The sequence below is a fragment of the Mesorhizobium ciceri biovar biserrulae genome, from assembly GCF_001618845.1.
Taxonomy (GTDB): Bacteria; Pseudomonadota; Alphaproteobacteria; order Rhizobiales; family Rhizobiaceae; genus Mesorhizobium; species Mesorhizobium ciceri.
Map to the genome: position 1 here is coordinate 4,173,035 of NZ_CP015064.1, position 11,893 is coordinate 4,184,927.

Annotated in this window: 16 protein-coding genes; 11 read left to right on the forward strand and 5 right to left on the reverse strand. The window is 64.8% G+C overall.

The window, feature by feature from the left end; genetic code table 11:
* Positions 1–156: 156 nt before the first annotated feature.
* The 4 genes from A4R29_RS19575 (at position 157) to A4R29_RS19590 (ending at position 3,963) form a co-directional block, all read left to right on the forward strand.
* Positions 157–903 carry a helix-turn-helix domain-containing protein gene (locus A4R29_RS19575; RefSeq protein WP_063172649.1) on the forward strand — a complete coding sequence of 249 codons (747 nt, stop codon included), beginning with the start codon at positions 157–159 and terminating at the stop codon, positions 901–903.
* A gap of 162 nt (positions 904–1,065) precedes the next feature.
* Positions 1,066–1,359, forward strand: coding sequence for a hypothetical protein (locus A4R29_RS19580; protein WP_013530594.1), 294 nt, complete (start codon positions 1,066–1,068; stop codon positions 1,357–1,359).
* Positions 1,360–1,575: 216 nt separating this feature from the next.
* Positions 1,576–3,546: an acyltransferase family protein gene (locus A4R29_RS19585; protein WP_063173745.1), complete on the forward strand. Its 1,971-nt coding sequence runs from the start codon at positions 1,576–1,578 to the stop codon at positions 3,544–3,546.
* 111 nt (positions 3,547–3,657) lie between these two features.
* Positions 3,658–3,963 carry a hypothetical protein gene (locus tag A4R29_RS19590; RefSeq protein ID WP_027160843.1) on the forward strand — a complete coding sequence of 102 codons (306 nt, stop codon included), beginning with the start codon at positions 3,658–3,660 and terminating at the stop codon, positions 3,961–3,963.
* Positions 3,964–4,018: 55 nt separating this feature from the next.
* On the opposite strand, the gene A4R29_RS19595 is transcribed toward A4R29_RS19590, so the two are convergent.
* Positions 4,019–4,621, reverse strand: coding sequence for a DUF6456 domain-containing protein (locus tag A4R29_RS19595; RefSeq protein WP_024501752.1), 603 nt, complete (start codon positions 4,619–4,621; stop codon positions 4,019–4,021).
* Positions 4,622–4,872: 251 nt separating this feature from the next.
* Between A4R29_RS19595 and A4R29_RS19600 the strand changes: the two genes are divergently transcribed.
* Both A4R29_RS19600 and A4R29_RS19605 read left to right on the forward strand, forming a co-directional pair.
* Positions 4,873–5,154, forward strand: coding sequence for a DUF982 domain-containing protein (locus tag A4R29_RS19600; protein WP_013530587.1), 282 nt, complete (start codon positions 4,873–4,875; stop codon positions 5,152–5,154).
* Positions 5,155–5,208: 54 nt separating this feature from the next.
* Positions 5,209–5,571, forward strand: a complete 363-nt coding sequence (locus tag A4R29_RS19605; RefSeq protein ID WP_082827456.1) for a DUF982 domain-containing protein — start codon at positions 5,209–5,211, stop codon at positions 5,569–5,571.
* Positions 5,572–5,820: 249 nt separating this feature from the next.
* On the opposite strand, the gene A4R29_RS19610 is transcribed toward A4R29_RS19605, so the two are convergent.
* Positions 5,821–6,489 carry a GcrA cell cycle regulator gene (locus tag A4R29_RS19610; RefSeq protein WP_063173747.1) on the reverse strand — a complete coding sequence of 223 codons (669 nt, stop codon included), beginning with the start codon at positions 6,487–6,489 and terminating at the stop codon, positions 5,821–5,823.
* A 113-nt stretch (positions 6,490–6,602) separates the two neighbouring features.
* A complete protein-coding gene (locus A4R29_RS19615; protein ID WP_244506843.1) occupies positions 6,603–6,875 on the reverse strand; it encodes a hypothetical protein in 273 nt (90 codons plus the stop codon).
* Positions 6,876–7,080: 205 nt separating this feature from the next.
* On the opposite strand from A4R29_RS19615, the gene A4R29_RS19620 reads away from it, so the two are divergent.
* Positions 7,081–7,785: an XRE family transcriptional regulator gene (locus A4R29_RS19620; protein WP_063172650.1), complete on the forward strand. Its 705-nt coding sequence runs from the start codon at positions 7,081–7,083 to the stop codon at positions 7,783–7,785.
* 64 nt (positions 7,786–7,849) lie between these two features.
* On the opposite strand, the gene A4R29_RS19625 is transcribed toward A4R29_RS19620, so the two are convergent.
* A complete protein-coding gene (locus A4R29_RS19625) occupies positions 7,850–8,152 on the reverse strand; it encodes a hypothetical protein (RefSeq protein WP_063172651.1) in 303 nt (100 codons plus the stop codon).
* A 187-nt stretch (positions 8,153–8,339) separates the two neighbouring features.
* Between A4R29_RS19625 and A4R29_RS19630 the strand changes: the two genes are divergently transcribed.
* The 4 genes from A4R29_RS19630 (at position 8,340) to A4R29_RS19645 (ending at position 10,558) form a co-directional block, all read left to right on the forward strand.
* Complete coding sequence (locus A4R29_RS19630) at positions 8,340–8,708, forward strand: hypothetical protein (RefSeq protein ID WP_082827457.1); 369 nt, start codon at positions 8,340–8,342, stop codon at positions 8,706–8,708.
* Positions 8,709–8,799: 91 nt separating this feature from the next.
* On the forward strand, positions 8,800–9,381 hold the full coding sequence (locus A4R29_RS19635; RefSeq protein ID WP_063172653.1) for a hypothetical protein: 582 nt from the start codon (positions 8,800–8,802) through the stop codon (positions 9,379–9,381).
* Positions 9,378–9,992, forward strand: a complete 615-nt coding sequence (locus A4R29_RS19640) for a hypothetical protein (protein ID WP_063172654.1) — start codon at positions 9,378–9,380, stop codon at positions 9,990–9,992. Before A4R29_RS19635 ends, A4R29_RS19640 begins: the two co-directional genes overlap by 4 nt.
* On the forward strand, positions 9,989–10,558 hold the full coding sequence (locus A4R29_RS19645; RefSeq protein WP_063172655.1) for a hypothetical protein: 570 nt from the start codon (positions 9,989–9,991) through the stop codon (positions 10,556–10,558). The genes A4R29_RS19640 and A4R29_RS19645 overlap by 4 nt, the downstream gene beginning before the upstream one ends.
* A gap of 27 nt (positions 10,559–10,585) precedes the next feature.
* Here A4R29_RS19645 and A4R29_RS19650 read toward each other — a convergent pair whose 3' ends face one another.
* Complete coding sequence (locus A4R29_RS19650) at positions 10,586–11,875, reverse strand: hypothetical protein (RefSeq protein ID WP_063172656.1); 1,290 nt, start codon at positions 11,873–11,875, stop codon at positions 10,586–10,588.
* Positions 11,876–11,893: the final 18 nt, after the last annotated feature.

An 11,893-nucleotide genomic window follows, 5' to 3' on the forward strand; every position in this document is an offset into this window, starting at 1 on the left:
CGGCTTGCATAGCCGGACTGTCAGAATCGTACAGCCTACGCTCTACGGGATCGTTGCCTATTGGCCAAAGGTCCATCTTCGCGCCAGCGCCACGGCATGCAAGTGTATATAAGCTATCGCTTGAGTACTGGTCCGTACGTCTGTCGGGGAGATGTCGTGCCAATTCGCGAGAATCTCGCCGCCAATCTTAGGCGGCTGGTCCAGCGCCACGCTTCCGTCAGCGCGGTGTGCCGTGAGCTTGGCATCAACCGCACCCAGTTCGAGCGCTATCTGCAAGGCAAGGCGGTGCCCAACAAAACCACCGCCAGGCTGATCTGCGATTATTTCAAGATCGACGAAAACGAGCTGTATCGCGAGCCGGCTGTTCCCGCAGCCAAGGGCGACGGCAACGCATCGCTGCGCGAGGCACTGTACGAAAACATGGTGCGGCCGCCGTCGCCCGCCATCGCCGGCGGCACTTATTTCACCTATTTTTCGGTTCCCGGCCGCCCCGACCTTCTGATGCGCTCGGTCACCTTCCTGCGACGTGAGGCCGAGCTGGTCACCTTCAGGCGGGTGACGCGGTGGGCCCCGGGCGATGGCCAGGGTGGCGCCAGAATGCCCGGCAACCACTACGGCGTAGCGATCTCGCGCCTGAACTGGATCTATTTCACAGGCATCAACCGCCGCCAGACAAGCGAGCCCTCGATCATGACCGTACAGTGGGCTCCCATCTCCGAACCGGTTCTGGTCGGCAGGGCGATCGTCCTCACAGGATCGGGGCCGGCCTTTGTGCCGGTCATCATGCGGCAGGACGTCACCAGGGTCAGCATGAAGCGGGCGCTGCAGATGGCCCATATCGTCAGCCTCGACGACCCCAGCGTCGATCGACTGGTGGTCAGTCTCGCACGAGAGACCCGATAAACTCGCCTCCTACGGGAAAAATCGGGGAAAGTTTCAAGTTTTTCGGCTATATTTTTCCTCGTTTCGGCTTTTCTGCGCAAAAAATGCCGGAACTTTCACCCAAACCTGTCGTTTTCCAATGGATCGTTGCTTCGACGATCCCAAAGCAACAGGAGAGTACCCATGAACATCAAGATGATCTGCTTGGGCGCCATGGCACTTTCGATGGTCGGCGGCGCGGCGTTTGCCAAAACGTCGGCTCTCGACGATCCAGCCAAGATGCAGCCCTTCTACACCGATAGCAGCATGAAGACGATGGTCAGCAACGACGACTTCGTGAAAGCCTGGAAGGCCCTTACGCCGGACGACCAGACCGCGATGATGAAGGCCTGCGAGGACGAGGCGAAGGACGCCACTGCGGCCAACAGCCATCCCGAATTCTGCAGCAGCGTGAAAGCGAACGGCGGCAGCAAGTAGCAGTCCAGCAACCCGAATGAGAAACAGCCCCGCGCGGGGCTGTTTTGCGTCTGCCGCAGGTGTGCAGACAAGCCAGCCACGCAAGGATCGGCCCGGCCGGCACCCGGCCCATCTCCCCATTTCTGCCATGTTGCACTGCGATAAATTTGTTGCATTGCGATATCGGCCTGCACCGCCGACATTGCACAGGGGCTGGGCTTGCACGAGGGAGCCGTCGTGGCAGCATCGTTCCGGCCGGACATACAAGGATTGCGCGCGCTCGCCGTCGGCGGCGTCGTCGCCTACCATTTCGGCCTCACCGCGCTCCCCGGCGGCTTTGCCGGCGTCGACATCTTCTTCGTCATCTCGGGCTGGCTGATATCGACCCATCTCATGCAGGAGATCGGCGAGACCGGCCGGCTCGACCTCTGGCGCTTCTATGCCAGGCGCGCGCGGCGGCTCCTGCCGGCAGCTTTGTTCGTCATCCTGGTCACGCTGGCCGCCGGCTACTTCATCCTGGCGCCGCAGGAGCAGGCGCTCTATTCGCGCGGCGCCATGTTTGCCTCCGCCTATGCCATCAATCTGTGGCTGCTGCGCTGGTCGTTCGACTATTTCGCCGCCGACGCCACCAGCAATCCCTTCATCCACTTCTGGTCGCTGTCGGTGGAGGAGCAGTTCTATCTGGCCTGGCCGGCGCTGCTTCTGCTGGCCGCCTGGCTGCGGCCGGGCCGGCGAACGGCCGCAGCCATGATCGGCGTGGTCGGCCTCGCCTCCTTCGCCGCCTGCCTGTGGCTGACCAGCGCGGCGCCGGCCTGGGCCTTCTATTTCTCGCCGCTGCGCGCCTGGGAGTTCGCTGCCGGCGGCCTGGCGACGCTGGTCCCCATGGCTTTGCTGCAGCACCGCACCTGGCTGCGGCCAGCCCTTGGCTGGCTCGGCCTGGCGCTGATCGCGACGGCCTATCGCCTGTTGAGCGAGGACCTGCCCTTCCCCGGCTGGTATGCACTGCTGCCGGTTGCCGGCACCGTGCTGGTGCTGCTGAGCGGCGGCTGCGGGGAACAGACCAACGGGCGGACCGACCGGCACGTCCTTGGCCCGGCCACCGCTTTGTCGCTGCCGCCCTTGCAATGGATCGGCACGCTCTCCTATTCGCTCTATCTCTGGCACTGGCCGGTCATCGTCTACGCCGGGATGCTGACGCCCGATCTTACGGTGCCGCAGCGGCTGGGCTGCGGCGTGCTGACGCTGGCGCTGTCGGTGCTCACCTATCACCTCATCGAGAACCCGGCACGACGCGGCGCCTGGCTGACGGTGGGCGCTCGCGCGCTCGCACCCGCGCTGGCGCTGACCGGTGCCGGCGTGGCGGTCGCCTACGCCAATGCGCATCTGGCCACGCGCAACATCGGTCCCGAGCAGCGCGGCATCGAGCAGGCGGCCGAAAGACCTTCCATCGCGCGGGCCGTCGACAAGAACTGCCTGGCCGACTTCCAAACGGTGACGCCGAAACCCTGCACATTCGGCCCGGCCGATGCCACCCGCACCATCGTGCTGTTTGGCGATTCGCACGCCGACCACTGGTCGACGCCGCTGATCGAAGCAGCCAGGCGCAACGACACCAAGGTGGTCACCTACCTCAAATCATCGTGCCGCGCCTCGCGGCTCTCCACCTTCAACACGGTGCTGAAGCGCGACTACACCGAATGCGACGCCTGGCGCGAGCAGGCCATATCAGAGATCATCCGCCGCAAGCCGCGCCTGGTGGTGATCTCCGAATTTTCCATCGGCAATCTGACCCGCGATCTGCCCGCCGCCGAACGCACCGCCGAAGTAGCGCGCTGGCAGGCCGGCCTGCGCTCGACCTTGCAGGCCTTCAGCCGGGCCGGTGTCGAGACGGCAGTCATCCGCGACACGCCGATCAACGCCAGCTTCGCCGGCTCCTGCGTGGCGCGCACCCTGTGGTGGCGCGAGGCACCCTCGCCGCACTGCGACACGCCAAGGGCCGAAGCCGCCAACGACAGCACCGCCGCCACCGAGCGCGCCGTGGTGACCAGCGTGCCCGACACCCGCTACATCGACCTCACCAACCAATTCTGCGGCCCGACCTCCTGCCACGTCGTCATATCAGGCAAGCTGGCGTTTCGTGACAGGCACCATCTGGCGACGGGCTTTGCCGAGACACTGGCGGGGCCATTGGAGAGGGCCTTGTTTTAGGCGCCTGGGCATCTGCGCCCCGGTCTGCATTGTTCGTCACATCTTACGGATCTGTGGAACGAGGCTGCAACTCGGCAGTTATATTAGCCTAACCTTGAAAAGGAGGCAGCTATGAAAAAGCTCCTGCTTGTTTCGGTTATCGCCATTGCTTCGGCGGCGGCGATGATCGCCCCCGCCGACGCCCGCAGCCGTATCAGTATCGGCATTGGCGGCTATGCAGACGACTATTACGGCGACGATTATTACAATGGTTACGACTATGGCGATCGCTACTATCGCCCTTATTACCAGTACGACGCCTATGACAACGGCTACAGGCCGCGCTATTACCACCGTCACCACCGTTGCCACATCGCACTGGTCAAGCATTGGCGCCATCACCACAGGATCGTCGAGGAAATCCGCGTCTGCCGATGATCTGATCCTGTGAAAAATGATCCGGCCGGCGCCGCCGGCCGGATATTTGCGCCGCTCACCCCACCCGCCTCCTCATCATCATCCCATAATGCACCGCCAGCAGATCGAGCCCCACCTTCAGCAGCTTCGTCACCACGTTCCGGCCCTCGCCGGTCTGCTCGGACAGGCGCTTGAGGGAACCGTCCGCGCAGCAGACTTGTCGTACCACGGCGGCCACCTCCCAATGGCCTAGCGCTCTTGTGGCGGCGGCATAGGCCCTGCCGGCGTCGAGAACGCTGTCGGCAATGCCGCCGCCCTCGCGGCCGCCGTCGATGCGCTCGGTCCAGCGCATCGGCTTGACATCAGCCTGCTGGCTGCAGCGGAAATCCTCGCGGTAGCGCAGGCCTGCCTCGCGCTGCTGGCGCGACAGTGAGGTGATGCCGACGAGCGCATCGATGGCGCGCAGCCGCACGATGCCGCCGGTCGCGGCGCAGCCGTCATTCGACACTTCGTAGACACGCGCAGCCTCCAGCGTGCCCGCTGCCAGCCGCTTGCGGCCGAAGGCGTCATCCCTGAGCGCGAAATCATGGCCGATCTCGCGGCGTATGCGCACCTGCTCAGCCTCGCCCTTCGGCAATTTCGGCGCCTGCGGTTTTGCGGGTCTGGTCTTTTTGCTCATGGGAGGCTCCTGGTTGGGATGGTGGTGGGAGGCCGGCACGTGGCGATCCTTCGCGCGCCCTCGGCCCTGCCGGGCATCTCCCCACGCGGTGGCAGAGCGGAGCGGAGCGCTGCTCGGTTGGCCTTCAATGAACCGTAGGTCGTCGCCTCTTCGCCGCCGCGCCAGCATCCCTGCCGTCCGGCATCCAGGCTGATGGAACCGGCGCGAGTTTTCGGCGTTATGTCGCGTCCATGCCAAGGGGAGGTTCGGCGATGACAGCCTTCATGCCGGTTACCGTGCGCTTTTGCGACAACAAAACCATGCTGGTCAGTTCGGTGGCCGGAGCCGCCGAGGCACTGCGCCACCAATGGCCCGACAAGACAGCGCCTGGCTATCTCGAGGCTTCCCGGCTGGTTACGCTCGCCGTGGACGGCATCTGCTGCCAGCGCATCGCGTTCGACGCCTTCACCAGGGCGGCCAAGCAGCAGAACATACTGGTCGACAGGCCCAAAAGCCGCGCCCATGACTGGCTGGATGCGGTGGCTAGCCCGTGAGGAGCGGGCGCCGCCCGAAAAATTGATGCAACCGGCCCCCAGCGGGGCGCGTTTATGGGTGCGGTAGCTGGAGCCGCGCGCAAAGCGAAGGTGAACGCCGTGGGTACGATGAAAACCGGAGTGCCGCTCAAAGTGCGGGTGGAAGATGAGATCGAAGAGATCGACAGCGTCAGCGAAGCCGCCGATTTTCTCCAGCGCTGGCCGCTGGAGCGGCGCGGCCATGTCTACCGCAGCGCGCTGAACGCCTGCAGCGCGGCGATCGCCGCCCAGATTTCCGAAGCCGACGCCATGAAGGTGTTTACCGGCTTTGCCCGGGTGACCGGCATATTGGTCGGCGAGGGCAACCCGCCGATGGCGATGGACGCAAGGAGCATGCAGAGCCGCACGCCCAAGCAGGGCGGGCAGATGCCGAAATAGGGCTTTGCTTCTTTCTCCCCGTTTACGGGGGTGAGGTGTGATCCGCGCAGCGGACGAAAAGCCAATTGCTTGGCTTTTCGAACAGCGAACGCCCGGCAGGGCAATGAGGGGCGGCGCCAGCGCTTCGGTAAGTGGCATATGAATCGGATGCTTGAATTTCATGTCAGCTTCCATCCTGCCTCGTCAGCGCTGCCCCTCATCCGCCTGCCGGCACCTTCTCCCCGTGAACGGGGGAGAAGAGATCAAACCTCACCCCGTCGCAACAAATACGCGGCGCTGGAAGCGGGCCTGGTGGTAGGTACAATAGCTTTTCAGCGCCCTGGTGCGCATGCCGCAGCACAGCATATCGGCGCCTGGGCGGCTGCCTGGCGCCCCCTCTTCGGCAATAGAAATGTCCGGATCCACCTCCACCGTCAGATCCAGCGGCGCACGGCAGCGTGAAAACAGGCAATCGATGAAGCGCATCGCCACGCCATGCGGCTGCCGGCCGATGGCCGCGCGCGGCGGCGTCGGCGCCTCCAGGCGATAGGCCACGCCGTCGGCGATCAGCACGCCCACCTCGCGCACGAACGAATGCGCGCGCCTGGGCCGGGCCACTTCACGCGCATGGATGTCCTTGGCGGCAAGCACGCCCTCCATCTTGCCGACGACAGGCGTCGCTTTCGCCGACGCGCCACTCGCCCGCTTGCTTCCAGCGCGCTTGCCCACGGCCTGCCTGGATCGCGGCGGCGGCCCCTTGCCATTGGCAAAGCCGATCGCGCCGAGCATGGCGTTGCGGTGCACGATGCCGATGATGGCGTCGCGCGACACCGGACTGCCGCGCAACGCGCTGAACGCGACTGCAATCCTGGAGGCTGAGAACCCATCCTTCAGCCAGCGGGCGATCTCGTGCAATTCCGCGTCGCTATAGCTTGCCATATCCAGCTCCATCCAAAGTTCGGCCGCGCGCCGTCGGGCAGCGTCAAGGTTCGACCCGGTCGCCAGGCCGCAGTCAGGTTGTTTTTCAAGAGCCGGCTCTCAGCCGGCCAGCCTCAGCCGGCTTGGGCCGATTTCCCGCCGGCAAGGTGCAGAAGCCGCGCTTCGGCCGTGTTTCTGTCCAGGGCGGAAACCGCCCTGCCCGTCAGCCTGTCGAACAGGATGACGGTGCCGTCCTCGGTGCGGATGCAGGATCGGCCTGCCGCAAAAACAGAGCCGGCGCCATGCCGGCCGAATTGGGGGCCGAAGCCGCTGGGAGCGGCGGCTCCGGCCGTTCCGGTCGCCGGAGACAGGCGGCGGACCGGACCCGAGGCTGGTCGGTCAGGCACTGGGCCTCGGGCTTCATCCGGGCCGGGGAGGAGGACGGCCGGGATGAAAGGGAATGGGCGGTTATGACCGCCGGGCGCGCCTCGCGTGAGGCCGGCGACTCGGCGCCATCAAAGCTGGACAGGTTTTGCATGACCGGATATAAGCATAACTCGAAAATAGATGCAAGCCATTCTTTCATAGACGAGAGCGGCTTTCATCCCTCACATGGGCGCCATGGCAAAAACGGAACTGTCGATCAAGGTCGGAGCGGCGATCCGCAAGGCGCGCAAGCAGCGCGGCCTGGTCATGCGCCACATCGCCGAGCACAACGACACCGATGTCGCCGCCGTCGGCAACTGGGAAACCGGCCGCAATCTGCCCAAGACCGAGAACCTGCTGAAGACCGCCGCCTTCCTGCACGTCGACCCGGTTGCGCTGGGCCAGGGGCAGGTCGTGTTTCTCGACGATGCCGGACCGGTTGCCGATGCGGAGATCGTCACCGATGCGGGTCCACTACCCGCCAGCTCGATGGACATCGAGGTGCTGGGCGCGGCTGTCGGTGGCGACGATGGCGATTTCACCTTCAACGGCGAGCCGGCGGGTTACGTCCAGCGCCCGCCGGGCGTGCGCAACCTGCCGAAGGTGTTCGCCCTGCACGTGCTCTCGGATTCCATGGTGCCGCGTTACGAGCCCGGCGACCTGATCTATTGCGGCGGCCGCGACGCCGTACCGGGCGACCATGTGGTGATCGAGACCTTCCCGGAGGAAAACGAGCGCAACGGCAAGGCCTTCATCAAAAAGCTGGTCAAGCGCACGGCGGGCGAGCTGGTCGTCGAGCAGTACAACCCGCCGAAGACGCTGACCTTCAACCGCTACGCCATCAAACATGTCTGGCGCGTGATTCCGCTGAAGGAATTGCTGGGGTATTGAGCAAGGGACGCTCTTCCTTCTCCCCCTGCGGGAGAAGGAAGAACCAGCGCTGGCACCCTCCCACTCAAGCCCGCCGCGATCCCTCCAGCGGCACATCCCTGTCGCTCAGCATCCGCGCTTCGCTGCGCACGCGCTGGCGCTCGTCGACAAACGCCGCCTGGATCGAAATCGCCGTCCCCGGCAGTCCGTCGGCGCGGCAGGCCGAACAGACGATGCGGCCCGACAGAGTGGACAGCGGCGTATTCCCCGTCACCCCGAACCGCTTCAGCTGATCGGGTCGCCACCACCTATTGCGGCCACAATCGGCGCACTCGACCGAGATCGAGGCGACATGCGCGATCGTTGGTTCCTTGCCCGGCAATGCCATCGCCCCTGCCTCGTCTTTGTTCCTGATTTGTTCGCATATTCCTGTGTTTTGCGCCGGGAGTCGAGTCGCAGTTTTCAAACTTTCCCAGAAGTTTTTCTTCTAGCGTAATTTGAGTTATGCTTTCATAAATGTATGAAAATGTGAGTCGGGCACGAACCTGCCCACTGCATCAGACCCGGGAGCGATAATGGACGCTTTTGCCGCCGATTTTGCCCGTTCCTGCGGCTACGCCGGCGACAGCCTGGCCTTGCTTGAAGCCTTCGAAGCAATCCGTCGCAGCGGCATCGCCCACGCCCGTCAGGATCACGTCAGGCGCAAGGCGGTGATCGACGAGTTGAAACCGTCGGAGGCGCTGTTCCTGGCCGCTATCGGTCCGGCACTCTCGGCGCAGGAGGCAATCGAGGACGCCGCCCGCTTCATAGCCTGCTGGCGCAACATACCGCGCTGGCGCCAGGAGCGGCGCCTGCCCGACCTGATCAGGGCCAAGCAGCAGCGCCTGGTGGCGCGCTATTTCCGCCGCCATGGCCACAGGCTCTGGGCAAGGGAAGCGGTGTGAGGACTGGACCAGCCATTTGCGGGTTCCATCAGCCATTTTTTCTTTCTAGACTGCGCAGGGGTGGCTGACCGTTCGACGTGCATAGTTTGGAATGTTCAAGACTGCCCGCTCAAAATTTCAAACCTGGATAACGGCCGGCGCGGGAACCATCGCCGCCCTGCTCGTCGCCGGCCTGATGGGCGCGTTCGGCGCCCTGCCCGCCCACGCCCCGCCGCAATTGCCGCCCGATGCCGCCATCGATGCCGGGCGCTGGCGGGTCCAGCCCGCGGGCGCCTATGTCAGCCGCGCCAAGGTCTATGGCGTGGCGCTGAAACCAGGCCAGAAGGCGCTGGTGTTGGAGGCCGATCTGACCAATCGCACGGCGCAATCCGACAAGGCTTATTTCAACGTCATCAAGCCGGACGGGATCGACCTGCCCGATTCCACGCCGATGATCGCGCTGGCCCGCGATTCGACGCTGACGCCGGAACTGCATCCCGGCATGACCGAACGCATGGCCTATGTCTGGCCGCTTGCCGGTAACGCCGCCGTGCCGGCAAATCTCAGCTTCGGCGTCACCGCCGAGATCTTCAAGCCGCGCGACAATCTTTACGGCACGCCGGGCTGGTTCAATCCCTATCGGCTCGGCACCGTCACCATGCCGGTCGCCGACCTGCCCGAGAGCGGCTCATGAGGATCCGCGCCATCGGCAATCTCCTGATCGTCGCCGCCACCGTGGTGCTCAGCTACGGCATGCAGGTGTCGAAGCCGCATTATGCCGAACTCACCGCGCCGATCCCCATTGATGGCGCCATGCACGACACGGTGCGGGCGCGCAGCTTCGATGTCCGCCTCGACAGAATGGTCTTTGCGCGCACGCTGAAGACCAACCAGTTCGGCCAGGAAAGGCTGCTGACCACCAGCGGCCTGTGGGCGGTGGCAGCGACCAATCTCACCGCCACCAGCACCTCCACCACGGTCGCCGACGGCACCTGGCAAGGCCCGACCGGCCTGCGCTACCGCCAGACGGAGCGGCTCAACTATCGCCAGGATATGCCGCCACATGCCGTCGATCCAGGGCTGGAGAGAAGCGGCCTGTTCGTCTTCGAGTTGCCGGCCGACCAGATCCGAGGCGCCAGCCTGCTTATCGCCGCACGTCAGTTCGGCCCGCTCGACGCCCAGGCTCGCATCAGCCTCGATGCCGTTCCGACCGGTGCCGATGGTCAACCGGCGGATGTCTTGCCGCTATACGATCTCGACGCTCCTGCACCGCCGCAGGGCCAGACACGGCAGGGCAAGACATGAGCGCGGTTTCAACCGACATCGACCCAGCCGGCGGTGGCGAGAAAAAATGGCGACGGCGCGGTCTTGCCGCGCTCGCTATCCTGCTGCCGCTGACGCTGGCCGAAACCAGCTATGACAGCATCCGTGAATGGCTGCATGGCGAGGACCTCATCGCCAGGGATGTCGAGTTTGGCCAAGGCGCGCCGTTCGGCGGCAGCGAATGGCGGCTGGCCGATTTGCGCGGCGGCAAGGCCGGCCGCTTGCCCGAGCATGCCTTGGCCGTCATCGCCACCTTCGCCGTCACGGTCGGCGATCCCGATCTGCAAAAGCAGTGGCTGGGCTGCAAGGTGATGCTGACCGACGCCGCCGGCCGCCGCTGGCTGCCCGACTTCATCTCCGGCGTCAGCCTGCCGGACGGCGTGATGAACTGCACCTCGGCGATCTTCTCCGGCGCCAAAAAGGGCGAAATCATCAGCGTCGGCGAGACCTTCATCGTGCCCGAGGATGCCATCGAGACCATCCGCCCAGCCGTTGGCCTGGGCAGCGAGCGCCCATGGTTCCTGCGTTTTCAGCGGCCGCCGAAGTGACAGCACCCTTCTCCCCGTAAAGAAAGCTCACTTCCCCGCCCGCTTCGCCATCGAAAACGCCGTCTCCAGCACGGCGGCGAGAAAGCATATGCGCAGCGGCTCGATCAGGATGCCGGTGGAAGAATCCTGGAACGGGCTGCCGAAGAGCAGCGTCACGGCATGCGAAAAAATCTGCCAGATATCGAGCTCGTGTGGGCCGATCAGCCGCGTCGCGCCGAGCCACAGCCAGGCCGCGCCCCAGTCGAGCAACCGGTAGCCGACCACCAGCGTGCACAACAGCACCAGGCTGGCGCTGACCGTCAGCCGCACGCCGTTGGCGATCGGCAGATAGCGCGAGCGGTAGCCGGCGATGAAATGCTCGACGAAATCGCGCAGGAATTTCGGCAGGCCGGCATAGCGCTGGCCGGCACGCTCCAGCCGGCCGTGCACGCGCATCAGGGCAGCATCGTCGCGCACATCATAGCCGTAGATCAGCGCCGCCATCACCAGCCAGATCAGCGGCAGGAGCATGAAGAAGAACAGGTTGATCGCAGCCGTCGACGGCGCGATCGAGGAGATCTCGACCGGCACCATGGGTGCGGCCGAGACCATCGGCACCGGGTTTGCCAGCCCGTCCACCGATGCCTGCAGGACCGACCAGAAATTGCGGCTCATCAGCCATTGCAGGGCCGAATCCTTCCAGCGGCTGATCACGTAGAGACCGACGAAGATCCAGTTGGTCTCGCAGATCACCACCACGATCTGCCAGAACGACGCGGCACCTGTTTCAGCCTGCATGAATTTGGCCAGCCGGCGGATCAGCCAGGACACCGCCACGGAGACCAGCAGCCAGCGCGAGTCGAGCACGTCGAGCACATCAGCGCTCTGGCCGAAATCGGCCTGGTCGAGTGTTTCGCGCGAATACTGCCGCACGATGTCGCCCAGAAATCCCCAGGCGGCATAATAGGCGAAGAACGGCAGAAGCGCGATGGTGATCATCCGCACCAGCCGCGAGCCGCGCCGGTCAGCCTCGGCACCCGGCTTCATTTGCGTCTCGGTGGTTGCGGCCTTGTCGGCGCCGCGCTGCGCGGCCACCACATGCGGCAGGCCGGGGCGCAGCACGTGGAACATCGCCACCGTCACCACCAGCTGCGCCAGCGCCACTAGGGTCAGCATCGCCAACCCGGCGAAGTGATTGGCCAGCGCCACCTTCGCCGCCAGCAGCATGAGGAGATCGCCGACCAGCACGCCGGCCAGCACCAGGGCGATGAGCTGTGGCCAGAACCGCAGCAGCAGCGAAAAACCTAGGGTGATCGGTCTGATGATATCGGCAAACATGAGGTTCTCTCACGATGC

Bases quoted from the DNA above. Each gene is read 5' to 3' on its own strand.
- A4R29_RS19580 (WP_013530594.1), top strand. From the start codon at position 1,066: ATGAACATCAAGATGATCTGCTTGGGCGCCATGGCACTTTCGATGGTC.
- A4R29_RS19590 (WP_027160843.1), top strand. From the start codon at position 3,658: ATGAAAAAGCTCCTGCTTGTTTCGGTTATCGCCATTGCTTCGGCGGCG.
- A4R29_RS19595 (WP_024501752.1), bottom strand. From the start codon at position 4,621: ATGAGCAAAAAGACCAGACCCGCAAAACCGCAGGCGCCGAAATTGCCG.
- A4R29_RS19600 (WP_013530587.1), top strand. From the start codon at position 4,873: ATGACAGCCTTCATGCCGGTTACCGTGCGCTTTTGCGACAACAAAACC.
- A4R29_RS19605 (WP_082827456.1), top strand. From the start codon at position 5,209: ATGGGTGCGGTAGCTGGAGCCGCGCGCAAAGCGAAGGTGAACGCCGTG.
- A4R29_RS19610 (WP_063173747.1), bottom strand. From the start codon at position 6,489: ATGGCAAGCTATAGCGACGCGGAATTGCACGAGATCGCCCGCTGGCTG.
- A4R29_RS19620 (WP_063172650.1), top strand. From the start codon at position 7,081: ATGGGCGCCATGGCAAAAACGGAACTGTCGATCAAGGTCGGAGCGGCG.
- A4R29_RS19625 (WP_063172651.1), bottom strand. From the start codon at position 8,152: ATGGCATTGCCGGGCAAGGAACCAACGATCGCGCATGTCGCCTCGATC.
- A4R29_RS19630 (WP_082827457.1), top strand. From the start codon at position 8,340: ATGGACGCTTTTGCCGCCGATTTTGCCCGTTCCTGCGGCTACGCCGGC.
- A4R29_RS19635 (WP_063172653.1), top strand. From the start codon at position 8,800: ATGTTCAAGACTGCCCGCTCAAAATTTCAAACCTGGATAACGGCCGGC.
- A4R29_RS19640 (WP_063172654.1), top strand. From the start codon at position 9,378: ATGAGGATCCGCGCCATCGGCAATCTCCTGATCGTCGCCGCCACCGTG.
- A4R29_RS19645 (WP_063172655.1), top strand. From the start codon at position 9,989: ATGAGCGCGGTTTCAACCGACATCGACCCAGCCGGCGGTGGCGAGAAA.
- A4R29_RS19650 (WP_063172656.1), bottom strand. From the start codon at position 11,875: ATGTTTGCCGATATCATCAGACCGATCACCCTAGGTTTTTCGCTGCTG.